The sequence below is a fragment of the Kitasatospora sp. NPDC127060 genome, assembly GCF_042724935.1.
In the GTDB taxonomy this organism is placed as follows: domain Bacteria; phylum Actinomycetota; class Actinomycetes; order Streptomycetales; family Streptomycetaceae; genus Kitasatospora.
The window spans coordinates 1-13,272 of record NZ_JBHXEG010000066.1 but is presented as its reverse complement, the minus strand read 5'-3'; the positions used below and the strand labels follow the sequence as shown (position 1 = coordinate 13,272).

At 73.0% G+C, this 13,272-nt stretch carries 13 protein-coding genes and 1 pseudogene; 4 read left to right on the top strand and 10 right to left on the bottom strand.

Annotation, left to right across the window (positions count from 1 at the left end):
- Nucleotides 1–137 precede the first annotated feature (137 nt).
- Entirely contained in the window at nucleotides 138–1,100 is a 963-nt protein-coding gene (locus ACFWIS_RS29675; RefSeq protein ID WP_380457289.1) for an ATP-binding cassette domain-containing protein, read from the top strand.
- On the top strand, nucleotides 1,097–2,746 hold the full coding sequence (locus tag ACFWIS_RS29670; RefSeq protein ID WP_380457288.1) for an ABC transporter permease: 1,650 nt from the start codon (nucleotides 1,097–1,099) through the stop codon (nucleotides 2,744–2,746). The genes ACFWIS_RS29675 and ACFWIS_RS29670 overlap by 4 nt, the downstream gene beginning before the upstream one ends.
- Before the next feature lie 95 nt (nucleotides 2,747–2,841).
- Here ACFWIS_RS29670 and ACFWIS_RS29665 read toward each other — a convergent pair whose 3' ends face one another.
- From ACFWIS_RS29665 to ACFWIS_RS29630, 8 genes are all read right to left on the bottom strand, one after another.
- Nucleotides 2,842–3,141, bottom strand: coding sequence for a VIT1/CCC1 transporter family protein (locus tag ACFWIS_RS29665; RefSeq protein ID WP_380457286.1), 300 nt, complete (start codon nucleotides 3,139–3,141; stop codon nucleotides 2,842–2,844).
- Nucleotides 3,142–3,146: 5 nt separating this feature from the next.
- Complete coding sequence (locus ACFWIS_RS29660; RefSeq protein WP_380457284.1) at nucleotides 3,147–3,362, bottom strand: ferredoxin; 216 nt, start codon at nucleotides 3,360–3,362, stop codon at nucleotides 3,147–3,149.
- Nucleotides 3,359–4,651, bottom strand: coding sequence for an NADH-ubiquinone oxidoreductase-F iron-sulfur binding region domain-containing protein (locus ACFWIS_RS29655; protein ID WP_380457282.1), 1,293 nt, complete (start codon nucleotides 4,649–4,651; stop codon nucleotides 3,359–3,361). Before ACFWIS_RS29655 ends, ACFWIS_RS29660 begins: the two co-directional genes overlap by 4 nt.
- Nucleotides 4,648–5,337 carry a ferric reductase-like transmembrane domain-containing protein gene (locus ACFWIS_RS29650; protein WP_380457280.1) on the bottom strand — a complete coding sequence of 230 codons (690 nt, stop codon included), beginning with the start codon at nucleotides 5,335–5,337 and terminating at the stop codon, nucleotides 4,648–4,650. Before ACFWIS_RS29650 ends, ACFWIS_RS29655 begins: the two co-directional genes overlap by 4 nt.
- Nucleotides 5,334–6,275, bottom strand: coding sequence for an FAD:protein FMN transferase (locus ACFWIS_RS29645; RefSeq protein WP_380457278.1), 942 nt, complete (start codon nucleotides 6,273–6,275; stop codon nucleotides 5,334–5,336). Before ACFWIS_RS29645 ends, ACFWIS_RS29650 begins: the two co-directional genes overlap by 4 nt.
- A gap of 571 nt (nucleotides 6,276–6,846) precedes the next feature.
- Nucleotides 6,847–8,247, bottom strand: coding sequence for a sensor histidine kinase (locus ACFWIS_RS29640; RefSeq protein WP_380457277.1), 1,401 nt, complete (start codon nucleotides 8,245–8,247; stop codon nucleotides 6,847–6,849).
- Nucleotides 8,244–8,939 carry a response regulator transcription factor gene (locus tag ACFWIS_RS29635; protein WP_380457275.1) on the bottom strand — a complete coding sequence of 232 codons (696 nt, stop codon included), beginning with the start codon at nucleotides 8,937–8,939 and terminating at the stop codon, nucleotides 8,244–8,246. Before ACFWIS_RS29635 ends, ACFWIS_RS29640 begins: the two co-directional genes overlap by 4 nt.
- Nucleotides 8,940–9,457: 518 nt before the next feature.
- On the bottom strand, nucleotides 9,458–9,745 hold the full coding sequence (locus ACFWIS_RS29630) for a hypothetical protein (protein WP_380457273.1): 288 nt from the start codon (nucleotides 9,743–9,745) through the stop codon (nucleotides 9,458–9,460).
- A gap of 1,267 nt (nucleotides 9,746–11,012) precedes the next feature.
- Between ACFWIS_RS29630 and ACFWIS_RS29625 the strand changes: the two are divergent.
- Nucleotides 11,013–11,177, top strand: a pseudogene (locus tag ACFWIS_RS29625) (BlaI/MecI/CopY family transcriptional regulator); the annotation flags it as partial.
- A gap of 201 nt (nucleotides 11,178–11,378) precedes the next feature.
- On the opposite strand, the gene ACFWIS_RS29620 reads toward ACFWIS_RS29625, so the two are convergent.
- Together ACFWIS_RS29620 and ACFWIS_RS29615 are read right to left on the bottom strand one after the other, a co-directional pair.
- Nucleotides 11,379–12,053, bottom strand: coding sequence for a CBS domain-containing protein (locus ACFWIS_RS29620; RefSeq protein WP_380457271.1), 675 nt, complete (start codon nucleotides 12,051–12,053; stop codon nucleotides 11,379–11,381).
- Nucleotides 12,054–12,168: 115 nt separating this feature from the next.
- Nucleotides 12,169–12,615: a universal stress protein gene (locus ACFWIS_RS29615; protein WP_380457269.1), complete on the bottom strand. Its 447-nt coding sequence runs from the start codon at nucleotides 12,613–12,615 to the stop codon at nucleotides 12,169–12,171.
- 239 nt (nucleotides 12,616–12,854) lie between these two features.
- On the opposite strand from ACFWIS_RS29615, the gene ACFWIS_RS29610 reads away from it, so the two are divergent.
- The coding region (locus tag ACFWIS_RS29610) for an ATP-binding cassette domain-containing protein (RefSeq protein WP_380524046.1) at nucleotides 12,855–13,272 on the top strand (418 nt) is incomplete at its 3' end.

Below are 13,272 nucleotides of genomic sequence, written 5' to 3'. Positions count from 1 at the left end.
CTCCACCCTGACGGCGCGGCAGCCGGCACCTGCGTCCGGAACCGGACGGCCGCCCATCGAAATGTCCATCGGCGCCTGCTCGAACCCTGCGGCGGCCGTAGCGTGGAAAGGGACCCGCCGAGCTGTGGAGGTGCGGGATGGGGACCGCGGCGATACGTACCGAGGGGCTGAGCAAGCGCTTCGGCCGGGTGGTTGCCCTGGAAGGTCTGGGCCTGTCGGTGGAGCAGGGGGAGATCTTCGGTTTCCTGGGGCCCAACGGGGCGGGGAAGTCGACCACGATCCGGCTGCTGCTCCATCTCATCCGGCCTTCCGCCGGCTCCGCGTGGATCATGGGTGTCCCGGTGGCCGACGTGGAGCGGGCCCACGGCCACCTCTCCTACGTACCTGGTGACGTCTCGCTGTGGCCCCAGCTGACCGGCCTGGAGATCCTCACCTACCTGGGCAACCTGTCCGGTGCCGTCGACCTCGCGTTCCGGGACGAGCTCGTCGAGCGGCTGCGACTCGATCCGAGCCTGCGGGCACGCTCGTACTCCAAGGGCAACCGGCAGAAGATCGCGCTGGTCGCGGCGTTCATGACCCGGCCGGACGTCCTGCTGCTGGACGAGCCGACGGCCGGCCTCGACCCGCTGATGGAGGCCGAGTTCCAGGCCCTGGCCCGCGAGGCCGCCGCGCGGGGACAGACGGTCTTCCTGTCGTCGCACATCCTGGACGAGGTCGAGGACCTCTGCCATCGCGTGGCGATCCTGCGCGAGGGCAGGCTGGTCGAGATCGCGGCCCTGGCCGACCTGCGCCGCCTCGGCAGCACGGTCTTCGAAGCCGTCCTGGACGGCCCCGCGCCCGAACTCGCCGGCCTGCCGGGCGTGACCGCCGTGGAGCCGATCGACGGTGGCGTGCGGGTGTCGGTGACCGGGCCGCCGGCGGACGCACTGGCCCGGCTCGCCGGCGCGGGGCTGCTGCGTCTGCGCAGCCGCGAGCCGACCTTGGAGGAGATCTTCCTGACCTACTACGAGGCGACCCCCGCCCAGCGCGAAGCGGTCGCCGCCGCTCACGGCTCCAGGCCCGCGAAGGCGGACGGCGGCGAAGGAGGCACGGCGCAGTGACCGGAACCGCGGCCGTGTCCCCCGCGGCCGGGCCCGGCGTTCCGTCCGGGCGCGGACGGCGTCCGGAGGTTGCGCTCGCGCTGCTCTCGACCCGGCTGGTCCGGCGGGGCACGGGCCTGCTGGCCCTGGCGGTCGCGGCCTACACGGCGGTCGAGGTCTTCTCCTACCTCGGCACCTACCCCGACGCCGCCTCCCGGGCCAGGCTGGCCACGCTCCAGGACAATCCCGCGTTGCGGATGCTCCAGGGCATCCCGCACGCCATCGACACCCCGGGCGGCTTCGTGGCCTGGGACGGCGGCTGGGTCCTGGTGTCCGTCATGGGGATCTGGGCGCTGCTCACCACCGGGCGGCTGCTGCGCGGCGAGGAGGAGTCCGGACGGGCCGAACTCGTCCTGGCGAGCCCGTTGCCGGCCGGCCGGGCCGTCGTGGTGGAGCTTGTGGTCCTCGGGTGCGCCATCTCCGTGGTCGGCGCAGCGGTCGCGGTGGTCCTGGCGACGGCGGGCACGGGTGCGGGCGGATCTGTCCTGTTCGGGCTCGCCGTCGCGGGGTTCGCGGCCACCTTCGCGGGCGTCGCCGCGATCACCGCTCAGGTGTTCGAGGTCCGGCGGCGGGCGACCGGTGCGGCAGCGGCGGTGTTCGGGCTGATGTTCCTGGTGCGGATGCTCGCCAACAGCAGCGACTCGCACGCCTGGGCGCGCTGGCTCACTCCGTTCGGATGGATGGATGACCTGCACCCCTACGCGGCCCCCAGGTGGCAGGCCCTGGCGGCGCTGGTGGTGGTGCCCGTGCTGCTGGGTGCGGTGGCTGTCCGGCTGCGCCGGGCTCGCGACACCGGCGGGGCGTTGCTGGCCGAGCCGGACCGCAGGAAGGCCCGGGCCCGGCTGCTGGGCGGTCCGGCCGCGTTGGCCTGGCGCAGCACCCGGGGTGTGCTGGTCGGCTGGGTGATCGGTGTCGCGGCCTACGCGTTCGTGATCGGCTCGACGCTCAAGACGGTCACCGATCTCATCGCGAGCGATCCGGCCTACCGCAAGGTGCTCCAATCACTCGGCTGGGACGCGGCGCAGGCCACGAAGGCATACCTCGGCATCATGGCCGCACTGATCGGCCTGCTCCTGGCCCTGTACGCGTGCTGGCGGGTCGGCGCCGCCCGTACGGAGGAGGCCGCCGGACGCCTCGACAACACCCTCGCCCGCCCGGTCCCCCGCCGCCGCTGGCTCACCGGCCACCTCCTGCTGACCGTGGCCGCAACCATGCTGATCGCCGTGACCACCTCACTGGCACTGTGGACCGGAACCGCGATCGGCGCGGCGGGCGTAGGCATCACCGACACGCTCGGATCGGTCCTCAACACCCTGCCCGCCGTCGTCCTCCTCGCCGGCGTGGCCGTCCTCCTGTACGGCACACGGCCTCGCCTGACCGTCACCGCCTCGGTCACCGTCTCGGTGACCGCGTACCTCGTCCAACTGATCGGGCCCGCACTGGACTGGCCGGACCGGGTCCTGGACGCCTCCCCGTTCCACCACCTCGCCGCCGTCCCCGCTCAGCCCTTCGCCCCGGTCTCCGCCGTGGTCATGACCGGGGTCGGCCTCGCCCTGATGGCGGCCGGCGTCGCCGCCTTCGAACGGCGCGACCTCACGGGCGAATAGGCGAGCCGGATGCGGTGCCGAGGTGGCAACACGGCAGCCCGACCGGGTCGCGTCGCCCGGACGCTCAGCCGGTGGGACCTCGTCCACCGCTCCGGTCAGACGCCGGAGACGTTGGCGATCTGCCCGACCGCGGCGGTGATGGCCATGGCCGGCCCGCCTCCGAGGACGACGCGCAGGGTCGGGCGCAGGACGCCGGTCCCGGCGGCGCGGGCAGCCAGGACGCCTGCAACCGCGAGGCCGAGGAGAGTGACGGCGACGATCAGCCACAGCCGGGCGGTGGTGGTGCCGGCGAGGAGGCCGAGGAAGGGGAGGAGTCCCCCGATCAGGAAGCTCGCGGCGGAGGCCAGGGCGGCCTGCAGCGGTCGGGCGGCGGTGACCGAGGCGGCACGTGGCACTGGGGTCAGGTCTGGGCCCGGTCGGTGTGGAGGGCGAGTCGGGGGCAGGCTCGGACGGCGCGCCGGGCGTGGGCGTGGAGATCGGGTGGGACGGCGGTGTCATGGAGGACGGGGTAGCCCCATTCGTCGAGGGTGATGAGTTCGGGCAGCAGCTCGGCGCACTGGCCGTGGCCGGTGCAGGCGATGCGGTCGACCCGCAGCAGGGCGCGGGCGGGGGTCATCGCCATTCCCTGATCCGGGCGGTGGGTGGCGCGGGCAGGACCGCCGGGCGGCGGCAGGGGCCGCGGTGGAGGTGGTGCTCGACGTCGTCGGCGAAAGCGGTCAGGGCGCCGGCAGCCAGGCGGGCGGCGCCGTCGGGGTGGCGGCAGGCGCCCCGGCCTGGCAGCAGGCCGACGCGGTGACGCAGCCGTTCCACCTGGTCGGGGCCGGCGTGGCCATCGGCGAGGGCGGTGAAATCGGCGGCGACGGAAGGCAGGCCGAAGCGGCAGGGTCCGCACTGCTGGGCTCCGCTCGCGGCCAGGTAGGTGAGCATGCGGGCGGTCTCGGTCAGGGGGCAGGTGTCCCGGGGCAGGACGGTGATGACGCCTGCTCCGGGCGCGGCTTCGGCGGGTGCGAGGCCGGAGCGGGTGAAGGGCAGGGCGAGTGCCCGGTCGGCGGGCAGCCAGGTGCCGGCGTAGCCGCCGACAAGGACGGCCTGGAGTGGTTCGGTGGGGCCGCCGGCCTGCTCGAGGAGCACACCGATCGTGGTGCCGGCCTCGGCTTCGAGGACACCGGGGTCGCGGACGGCCCCGCCGAGGCTGACCAGGACGGTGCCCGGGGTGTCGGCGGTGCCGGCCTGGCGGAACCAGTGGGGTCCGTGGCGGGCGATGAGGGCGAGGTGAGCGAGGGTCTCGACGTTCTGGACCAGGGTGGGCCGCCCGTGCACGCCCCTTTCGTGGGTGCGGGGCGGGGCGCCGAGCGGACGGGCCGGGCCACCGTTCAGCCAGTGGACCAGTGCGGTGGACTCGCTGGTCACGTAGCCGTGCGGCAGCTCCTGGAGGACGACCGGGACACTGTCGAGGCCGGCCGCGCGGCGTTCGTCGATCGCGGCGGCCAGCTCGCGCAGTTGGCGGGTGCGGGTGCGCGGCACGCACAAGTGGACGCGGTCGGCGCCGACGGCCTGGGCAGCGAGTACCGCCCCGTCCAGGACGAGGTGCGGGGCGACGGCCAGGAGGGTCTGGTCCTTGCGGCTGGCCGGTTCGCTCTCCATGCCGTTGGCGACGAAGACAGCACGGCGGCGCTGGGCGGCGACGACGCGCATCTTGCGGCCGGTCGGGAACCCGGCTCCGCCCCGTCCGGTTAGCCCGGCCTCCTCGACGGCCGCGATCAGCGCGGCACCCGGGCGGGGCGCCGCACCGTGGCGTTCCAGGTGGGCGGCGAGGTCCGCCGGGCGGCCGGTGGTGTGCCAGGCGTCGAGGAGCCTGGCTGTGCCGGTCGCCTGCCGGAGCGTGCGGGAAGGTGCCTGGTTCATCGGATGCCTCCCAGGACGGTCAGGGACAGGGCGGCGGCGCGGTGGGACCAGCCGGGCTGCAGCGGTCCGGTGGCCAGGAACGCGGTGACCAGGACGGGCACGACCGCAGCCGCGAGGGCGGCGGTCAGCCGGGGGACGGTACGGCCGGGCCCGGCCCGGTACAGCCGCCACCACACGGCCACGACGACGGTGGCCAGGCAGCCGGCGTACAGCCACAGCTGGAGCGGTAGGCGGGTGTCGCTTCCGGTGCCGGCGGCGTGGAGGAGGGCGAGCGGCCAGGCGGCGTATGCGAGCCAGTGCACCGCCTTCCAGCGGCCGCGGCCCAGACGTAGCCGCAGGGCGCTGGTGGCCAGGATGGCGAGCAGCAGGTCGAAGGCGGCGGTGCCCAGGCCCAGCCAGAGCGGTCGGTAGGACGCGCCGAACGGGACGACTGCGGCGGCCCAGTCCAGGTGGACGAAGGGGTCGAGGACGGCGGTGGCGATGTGCAGGGCCAGGAACGCCAGGGTGAGCACGGCCAGGTTGCGGTGCAGCAGTCCGACCTCGAAGCGGCCGATCCGGCGCGGTGCGCCCTTGCCTCCTACCGCGATGCCGAGGACGACGGTCGCGGTGAGCAGCAGCAGGGCGACCGTGCCGCCGGCGCGGGTGGCGTACCAGAGCGGGCTGGCCGCCAGGGTGGTGGTGTTCACCGGTGGCCTCCCGTCGTGGTGTGGGGCCAGTCGCCGAGGCGGGTTTCGGTGCCGTCGATGTGGACCAGCCGGGCGGGCAGTCCGGTCCCGGCCAGCCATTTCGCGGCCGCCGGGCCGAACACGATCGCGGCGGTGCTGGCGGTGTTGGCGTCCACGCAGGTGGCCGCGGCGACGGTGGCGGTGCGCCAGTGGGGCGGGGTGGAGCGGCCGGTGGCGGGGTCGACGATGTGGTGCATGGTGCGGCCCGCTCGCCGCCAGGTCCGCACGCCGGTGCCGGAGGTGGCCAGGGCGCCGGAGGTGACGGTGACGACCGGGCCGGGCTCGGTGGAGGCGTGGTCGTCGCAGACTCCGACAGCCCAGCCCCCGTTCGGTGCGGGTCCGGCGGTGGCGAGGTCGCCGCCGAGGTTGACCAGCACGCCGCTGCCGGTGGCGCGGGCCGCGCGTTCGGCGGCGCGGTCCGCGGCCAGGGCCTTGGCGGTGGCACCCAGGTCCAGCGTCGTCCCGCGCGGGAGCAGCAGTTTCCGAGCCTGCGGGTCCCAGGTGACCTCGCGCCAGCCGGTGGCCGGGCGGGCGACGGGCAGGGGCGTGGCGTCCTCGGGCCGTAGCGCGGCGAACGTCCGGTCGTAGCCGATGGCGAGGACGGCCCGCCCGACGGTGGGGTCCACGGCCCCGTCGGTCAGTTCGGCGGCGCGCAGGGCGACGGTGAGAGCCTGCGCGAACAGGGCGCTCACTGTGACGGGGGTGCCGGCGAGGGCGTTGATCCGGCTCAGTTCGGAGTCCGGGCGAAATCGGCTGCAGGTGTCGTCGATGGCGGCCAGCTCGTAGAGCAGGATCGTTTCGGCTTCGGTCAGTGCGCGGTGTTCGGTGGTCAGCAGGGTGGCGGTGGTGCCGAGCGCCGGGAACGAGACGGCCGCCGCGGGGATGTCGTGGTGCGTCATGAGGCGCCGGTCCGGGTCTGCGGTGCCTGCTGGGCCGGGGCGGGCGGCTGAGGGGGCGGAGTGAGGCCGGGCGCGGTGGTGCCGCTGGGGCACGTGGCGGCAGTCGGCTGTACTTGGGCGGTGCCCTGCTCGCTGTCGTCCGATGCGCGCTCGCCTTGACCGTCCGCCGCGCGTTCGTCCCCGTCGTCGCTCTCGCGGCGTGTGACGGGTGTGGGTGCGCCGGTCGGGGCCGGGGCCGGCTGGGTGCAGGCGGGGTCGGAGGCAGGCAGGCCTCCGGTTGCGGGGGCGGCGGCGGGCGTGGCCGAAGTCCCGGGAAGCAGCTGGGTGTAGGCAAGGCCGAGAGCGGCGGAGCCCGCGGCAGCCGCGGCGACCGTCCACCGCGTCACGCTGGAGACCCTGCGCATGCCGTGTTCGCGGCGCTGGACAGAGCCGCCTCCGGGCTCGGAATCAGTGTGCGGGTCGGCCATGGTGACCGCTCCTCGTGGTCCGGGTGGGGGTGGTGAATCCACTCACCACGATGCGCGCACGCCCTTCCAGGTCCTGCTCACGAGTTGCTCAGATCTGGTAAGGATCACGGCGAGCTCCTTGTCCCGGGCGCGGCCGTCGGCCCACCCGTCGGCGCGTTGCGCCCCTCCCGCCACCGTGGCAGGTCGAGGACGGCGGTCAGCCCTCCGCCGGGGGTGTCCTCCAGGCGGACGGTGCCCCCGTTGGCGGTGACCAGCCGGTGCACGATGGCAAGGCCCAGCCCGCTGCCGCGGGCCTGCGGGTTGCCGAACCGGTGAAAGGCGACGGCCCTGGCCTCCGGACTCATGCCGGGGCCGTCGTCAACCACCCGCACTCGTACGGTGTCCTGGGCCGGGTCGCTGTCGATCGTGACCGTGCCGCCCTCGGCGACGGCGTCCAGGGCGTTGGCCAGCAGGTTGTCCAGCACCTGCTCCAGGTGGCCGGCGCCGAGTGCGACCGGCCCCGGCGCACGGCACCGCGACCCGAGATGGATGCCGTGTTCCAGGGCCACCGGCTCCCAGGCGGCCACCCGGTCCCGCACCACTTCGTCCACCCGGACCGCTACCGGCCGTGGCACCGCCTGCTCGGCTCGCGCGACCGCCAGCAGGCCGTCCACCAGTCGGGAGAGCCGCGCGACCTCCTCCTGCGCCGAGGCCAGCAGCTCCGGTGCAGAGCCTTCGGGGGTGGCGGCGAGCAGGTCCAGCCGCAGGCGCAGGGCCGTCAGGGGTGTGCGCAACTGGTGGGAGACGTCGGCGACGACGGCCTGGTGGCCGTGGATCAGCGCTTCGGTGCGGGCGGCCATGGTGTTGAAGGTGGCCGCGAGCCTGCGCACCTCCGGCGGCCCGCCCGCAACGGCGGCCCGCTCCGTCAGCTCGCCCTCACCGAGCCGCTGCGCGGCGGTGTCCAGCGCCGTCAGCGGCCGGCCCACCCACCGCGCCAGCCATACCGACACCAGCGCCGACGCGGCGAGGCCGCCTGCGCCGATCAGCGCGATCCATGCCCACGTGACGGCGATCCGGGTGTCGAGCGGCGCGGTGGACCTTGCCAGTACGACCGCGCCGCCCGGCTGGCGGAAGTCCCCGACCGGTTCGGCCGCCATCAGGCGGCCCTCGTCCTCGGGCGGCTCCGGCTCGCGGCCCGAGAGCGACTCGGCGGCCAGCTCGCGGGCCTCCGGCCCCTGCGCGGCCGTGCAGGGCGTGCTGGCCACCAGTTGCCCGCCGGCGTCGTAGACGGCTGCGCAGTCGCCAGCCTGCTGAGCTGCGGCGAGGTCCGCCTGCATCGCGTCAGGGGGAAGGTGGTCCGACAGATACTCCTCGGCGGAGGAGGCGATCACCCGGGCAGCGGCCTGCGTCTTGTCCCGGAACGCCACGTGCTCACGCTGTGTGATCGACAGGCCGAGCGGCACCGCCGCGGCCGTCAGCAGGACGAGCGTCAGGGTCAGCAGGGCCAGCGCGATCCGGCGGGTCATGGCCGTGACGCGACCTCGCCGAGCCGGAACCCGCGCCCGTAGGCCGTCTCGATAAGTCCCGGGACCGCGAGCTTGCGGCGCAGCGCGGCGACGTGCACGTCGACGACCTTGGTCGGCCCGTACCAGTGGGCGTCCCAGGCGCTCTCCAGGATCTGCTGGCGGGTCACCACCCGCCCGGGGTCGGCGGAGAGACAGGCCAGAATGTCGAACTCCTTAGGTGTCAGGGCGACTTCGCGGCCCTCGACGGCGACCCGTCGGGTGCGGGTGTCGATGACGAGCGGACCGTGCCGGACCGGCTCGTGGTCGGCCGGGTGAGTGCGGCGCAGGACCGCACGCAGGCGGGCAAGCAACTCGGCGAGACCGAAAGGTTTGACCAGGTAGTCGTCGGCGCCTTCGTCCAGGGCCAGGACCCGGTCGGCCTCCTCGCCTCGGGCCGTGACGGCGATGATCGCCGTATCCGAGCGCTGCCTGAGCCGACGGCACACCTCGACGCCGTCCATGTCGGGCAGTCCCAGATCGAGCAGCACCGCGTCGGGCGGAGACTGCGCCAGGGCTGCTCGGCCGGTGCCGACACGGTCCGCCGCGTAGCCGACCTGCCGCAGCCCGCGCACGAGCGAGTCCGCGATCACCGGATCGTCCTCCACCACAAGCACCCGCAGGCCCGCCGTGTCTGCCGTGTCTGCCGTACTCATCACACCGCGCCCGCCTCTCGAACGGCCGATTAACGCGATCCTGCCGCTACAACCAGCATGCATGCGCCACCGTCGCGGCAGCATGGGCCACCCAGGCCGCCTACCGGCCCTACCCGGCACTCGCCAGGCAACCCCCGCTCTCACGCAGCCCATGCCTACAGTCGCCGGACGCTCACGCCGGGTGCACAACTGTGGTCGCCTCCGGGACGGAATACCTGCGCGTTGGAGTGCGGGTGCATGCGCGCGGCTCCAGCAGTCACGCCTTCTGGCGCGAGAGTCTGACACGCGGCGAAACCCTCTCTGTCAGCCTTGGGTGAGACATCCCGCTTTGTCGGGTTGGCCTGAGAGGGCCCGAGTAGGAGTTCCACCCTGATTCCCAGCACCAATCCGTCCGCAGCCGACCCGGCTCCCAAGCCGAAGCGCCGCACGTTCAGCCCCGAGTACAAGCTGCGGATCGTCGCCGAGTACGACGCCGCGCCCGAGGGCGAGAAGGGTGCGGTCCTGCGCCGCGAGCGCCTTTACCACTCGCACGTCACCGAGTGGCGGGCCGCGCGCGACGCCGGGGCCCTGGAGAACCTGGTCGACCGGCGCACGAGCCCGGCCCGCCCGAAGAAGTCCGCAGCCGAGGTCGAGAACGAGAAGCTGCGCCGCCAGGTGGAACGGCTGGAGAAGGAACTCGCCCGGAACAAGGCCGCGCTGGAGGTCCTGGGAAAAGCATCGGCGCTCTTGGAAATGATCTCCGAGAGCGCGGACTGACGCACGCCGCCGACCCGGTCGTGGACGAAGCCTTCACCGCCGTCGAACACGAGCTGGGCACCACGGCCGCGTGCCGGCTGACCGGCCGCTCCCGCGCCACCCACTACCGCAGGCTGAAGCCGCCGCCCCCGCGCCGGCCCAGGTCCCCGCAGGTCCAGCCCTCCGCCCTGACAACCGAAGAGCGTGATGCGGTACTGGCGTTTTCGGCCGCCGCCCCGGACCACCCGAGATCCCGAAGACAGCGTGGATCAACGACCCCACCAAGCGCAGAGAACCCGCACCACAAACCTCATAGCGCCACGACCGTCTCACTGGACTTGAAATCTTCCGCGTGGAGAGGCTGACGGACACGGGATATGTGACCCGTTTCCGGAACTACAGCGCCCCGGTTGGCAGCTACGCCGATGGCGGGCGACGGCGTGAGGTGTGGTCGTTGACCCGGGAGGGACGGGTGATGGTCGCCGCCGTGCGGGAGGCCGTGGGGCGGCTCGACCGCACCCTGCAGCTACCGCCTCGACTGCTCGTCGCCGTGGAGCAGACTCTGCGCGGACCGCTGCGACGAAGCGGACCTGGTCGCCCCTCCAGCCATCCCGGACCGCCATCACATCACGCACGACCACCCACTCCGCCTCGCTCATGTCGGACGGATACCTCGGTCGCCTGTCCGGCCGGTCCACGGCGTTCCTTAGCCGGTGAGCGAGGCAATCACACTCAGGTGCAGCCGAGTTGGAGCCAATCACAGCGAGGGCGTACAACTTCGACATCAGGGCCTCCTGACGCGCTCACCGTCTTCGACAACCACGCGCTGCACCAGAGGCCCTGTGTTCATGCACGGACAGGCGGAAGATCACCCAACCGAGCATCCACACTCGAACCCACACTCACCAAGATCGATAGAGCAACGGCTTCCGAAGCCTCGTCACAGCAAGCACCGTTGCAGTACCAGAGGCGTTCGCCTGGGCAGACACTCATCGGGACATCGTCGACAGGGCTATGCGACCACGGCGCCCCCGAAGGGGTCCCGGCCGCCTGACCGGGCTGCTCACCGGCCTGCCCTTCCCTGGGCTGCGGGTGCCGATGCGCGAGGCCTACGACTGACTGGACCACCACTTGCTCGGCGTCGGCAGCGGCGCGCCGACCTGGACGAAGGCGAATAGCCAGCACATGCCACGCTTTCCGCAACTTCCCAGGTCAAGCCAGTAGGTGGTCAGCTTTGGTCTGCTCTGACGGTTCGCCGGCTGGCCACCTTTCAAGGGGCGAACCGCACCGTCTACCATGAGCACCGAAGATCAGTGCCGAGGAGAGGAAGCAGTGAGCGTGCGACGGCTGGGGGAACTGGAGGCGGAGATCATGGACCGCCTTTGGAGTTGGGGCTACCCGGCGACCGTCCGCGAACTCGTCGACGACCTGAACCGGATCCGCCTGCTCGCCTACACCACCGTAATGACAGTGGCCGACGTCCTCCACGGCAAGGGCATGCTGCGGAGCAGCCTGGCAGCCGGGGGTGTGCGGAACCTGTGGCTCCGTATCGTCCCGGGGCAGGTCAGTGGCCGCCTGATCCGCGACCTCTGACTTCGAGCGGCTGTCGGTTCGGTCAAGTGTGATGCGCCCTGTGCGTCCGGAACCCGGTGTCCGCCGACGCGGGCACCCGGGTTCCGGACGCATGGGGTGGTGCATACCTGGTCAGCGGACCGGGTGGAGGGCGGCGGTGTCGTCCGTGCGGAAGTCCAGGCTGCTGGTCACGTCGATGACGCCGTCCACGCTCCGGCACAGGCGCTCCACGACCGACACCAGTGCGCGGTGCTCGACCGTTCCGGTAAGGGTGACCCGGCCCTCGTTCACCCGGACGTCGACGCAACCCGGGGCGAGTCCCAGGGTGCGGTCGAGAATCTCGTGCGTGATCTCCTCGCGGATCGCCCGGTCCTGGCGGAGGAAGACGCGCAGCAGGTCGCTGCGGCTGACGATGCCGACCAGGCGGCCGGCCTCGTCGACGACGGGCAGGCGCTTGAGGTGCTCGCGCTGCATCAGGCGGGCGGCCTCAACCACGGTCCACTCGGGCCGCCCGCACACCGCCGGGCTGGTCATGAGGCCCTCGGCGGCGGTGGCCTGACTGCGGGTGTGCTCACCGGGCGACAGCTGCGGGGTGAGCAGCAGCCCAGCGGGGTCCTCCTGGGCGGCCTCGTTGAGCAGCAGGTCGGCTTCGGAGACCAGGCCGACCGGCCGCTCCTCGTGGTCCAGGACGGGCACCGAGGTGATGTCGTGCTCGGCGAGCAGGCGGGCGATCTCCTTGAAGCCGGTGTCGGGCCGGACGTGCACGACGGCCGTGGTCATCAGTTCTCCCACGATGCGGTGTCGCATGGTTGGCTCACTCCTTCTGTGGTGCCGGCGGCCCCAGGGCCGATCGGTCGGGTGTGGTGGGTGCGGTGTGGCGCCCGGCTCAAATCCGGACGGGCGGGGTCGTGCGGTCGGGTGTTCAGACGGCCGTGTGGCGGACGACGACGACGGGGCACGGCGCGTGCTGCACGCAGTGCCCGCTGACGGAACCCAGCAGCGCGCCGACGAAGCCGCCGTGGCCTCGGCTGCCGACGACCAGGAGGTCGGCGCCCCGAGCCGCGTCCAGGAGGCAAGACACGGTGCCGCCCTCCAGCACCCGGGGCCGGATCGCGACCGGGCATTCCGGGCCGGCCACCTGCGCGATGGCGTCGTCGAGCACCTTGCTCATCATGGTGGCGAGGTCCTCGTCGGCCTGGATCGGCACGGTCCAGCCGGTGGACACCGGGTACTGCCAGGCGGTGAGCGCCTCGATGACGACGCCGCGGGTGCGGGCCTGGTCGACGGCCCAGCGCAGCGCGTCGATCGAGGACGGGGATCCGTCCACGCCGACGACGATCCGGTGCTGCGGTTCATTCTGCTCGGTCACGGTGCTTCTCCCTGTGTTGTGGTCATCTCCACCATCGGCTGACCGGCGCGTGGTGGCGAAGGGCCGAGGGGGCCGCTGTGGCGGGACCTTCAGCCCCGGTGCGGGACGACTGCCGTGCCTCGGGACCGACGGACCTTCCGAACAGGGCCCATGAGTCCCTGCCACCGCCTCGCTCATTGCGGTGCAGTTGGTGCGCGAGACGAAGCCGCCACAGGAGTGGCCGCGATGTGGAGGCAGGTATGGAGCGCGAGGGGCCGGCCATCGAGCTAGCCGGACTGAGCAAGTACTACGGCCGCAAGACGGGTGTCGACCACCTCGACCTCACCGTGCGGCGCGGCGAGATCTTCGGCTTCCTGGGCCCCAACGGCGCCGGGAAGACCACCACCATGCGCTGCCTGGTGGGCTTGCTGCGGCCGAGCGCCGGACGAATCCGGCTGCTGGGCCTGGACCCGGTCGCCGACCACCGGCGCCTGGCCCCGCGCCTGGGCTACCTGCCGGGAGAACTTCGCCTGTACCCGGAGCTGACCGGTGCTCAGACACTGCGACTGCTCGGCGACCTTCAGGGCGCCGCGACGTCGCGGCGCGCGGAGCTGTGCGAGCGGCTCGGGCTGACGGTCGCCGACTTGGCCCGGCCGGTGCGGGAGTACTCGCGCGGTA

Bases quoted from the DNA above. Each gene is read 5' to 3' on its own strand.
- ACFWIS_RS29675 (WP_380457289.1), top strand. From the start codon at position 138: ATGGGGACCGCGGCGATACGTACCGAGGGGCTGAGCAAGCGCTTCGGC.
- ACFWIS_RS29660 (WP_380457284.1), bottom strand. From the start codon at position 3,362: ATGACCCCCGCCCGCGCCCTGCTGCGGGTCGACCGCATCGCCTGCACC.
- ACFWIS_RS29655 (WP_380457282.1), bottom strand. From the start codon at position 4,651: ATGAACCAGGCACCTTCCCGCACGCTCCGGCAGGCGACCGGCACAGCC.
- ACFWIS_RS29645 (WP_380457278.1), bottom strand. From the start codon at position 6,275: ATGACGCACCACGACATCCCCGCGGCGGCCGTCTCGTTCCCGGCGCTC.
- ACFWIS_RS29640 (WP_380457277.1), bottom strand. From the start codon at position 8,247: ATGACCCGCCGGATCGCGCTGGCCCTGCTGACCCTGACGCTCGTCCTG.
- ACFWIS_RS29635 (WP_380457275.1), bottom strand. From the start codon at position 8,939: ATGAGTACGGCAGACACGGCAGACACGGCGGGCCTGCGGGTGCTTGTG.
- ACFWIS_RS29620 (WP_380457271.1), bottom strand. From the start codon at position 12,053: ATGCGACACCGCATCGTGGGAGAACTGATGACCACGGCCGTCGTGCAC.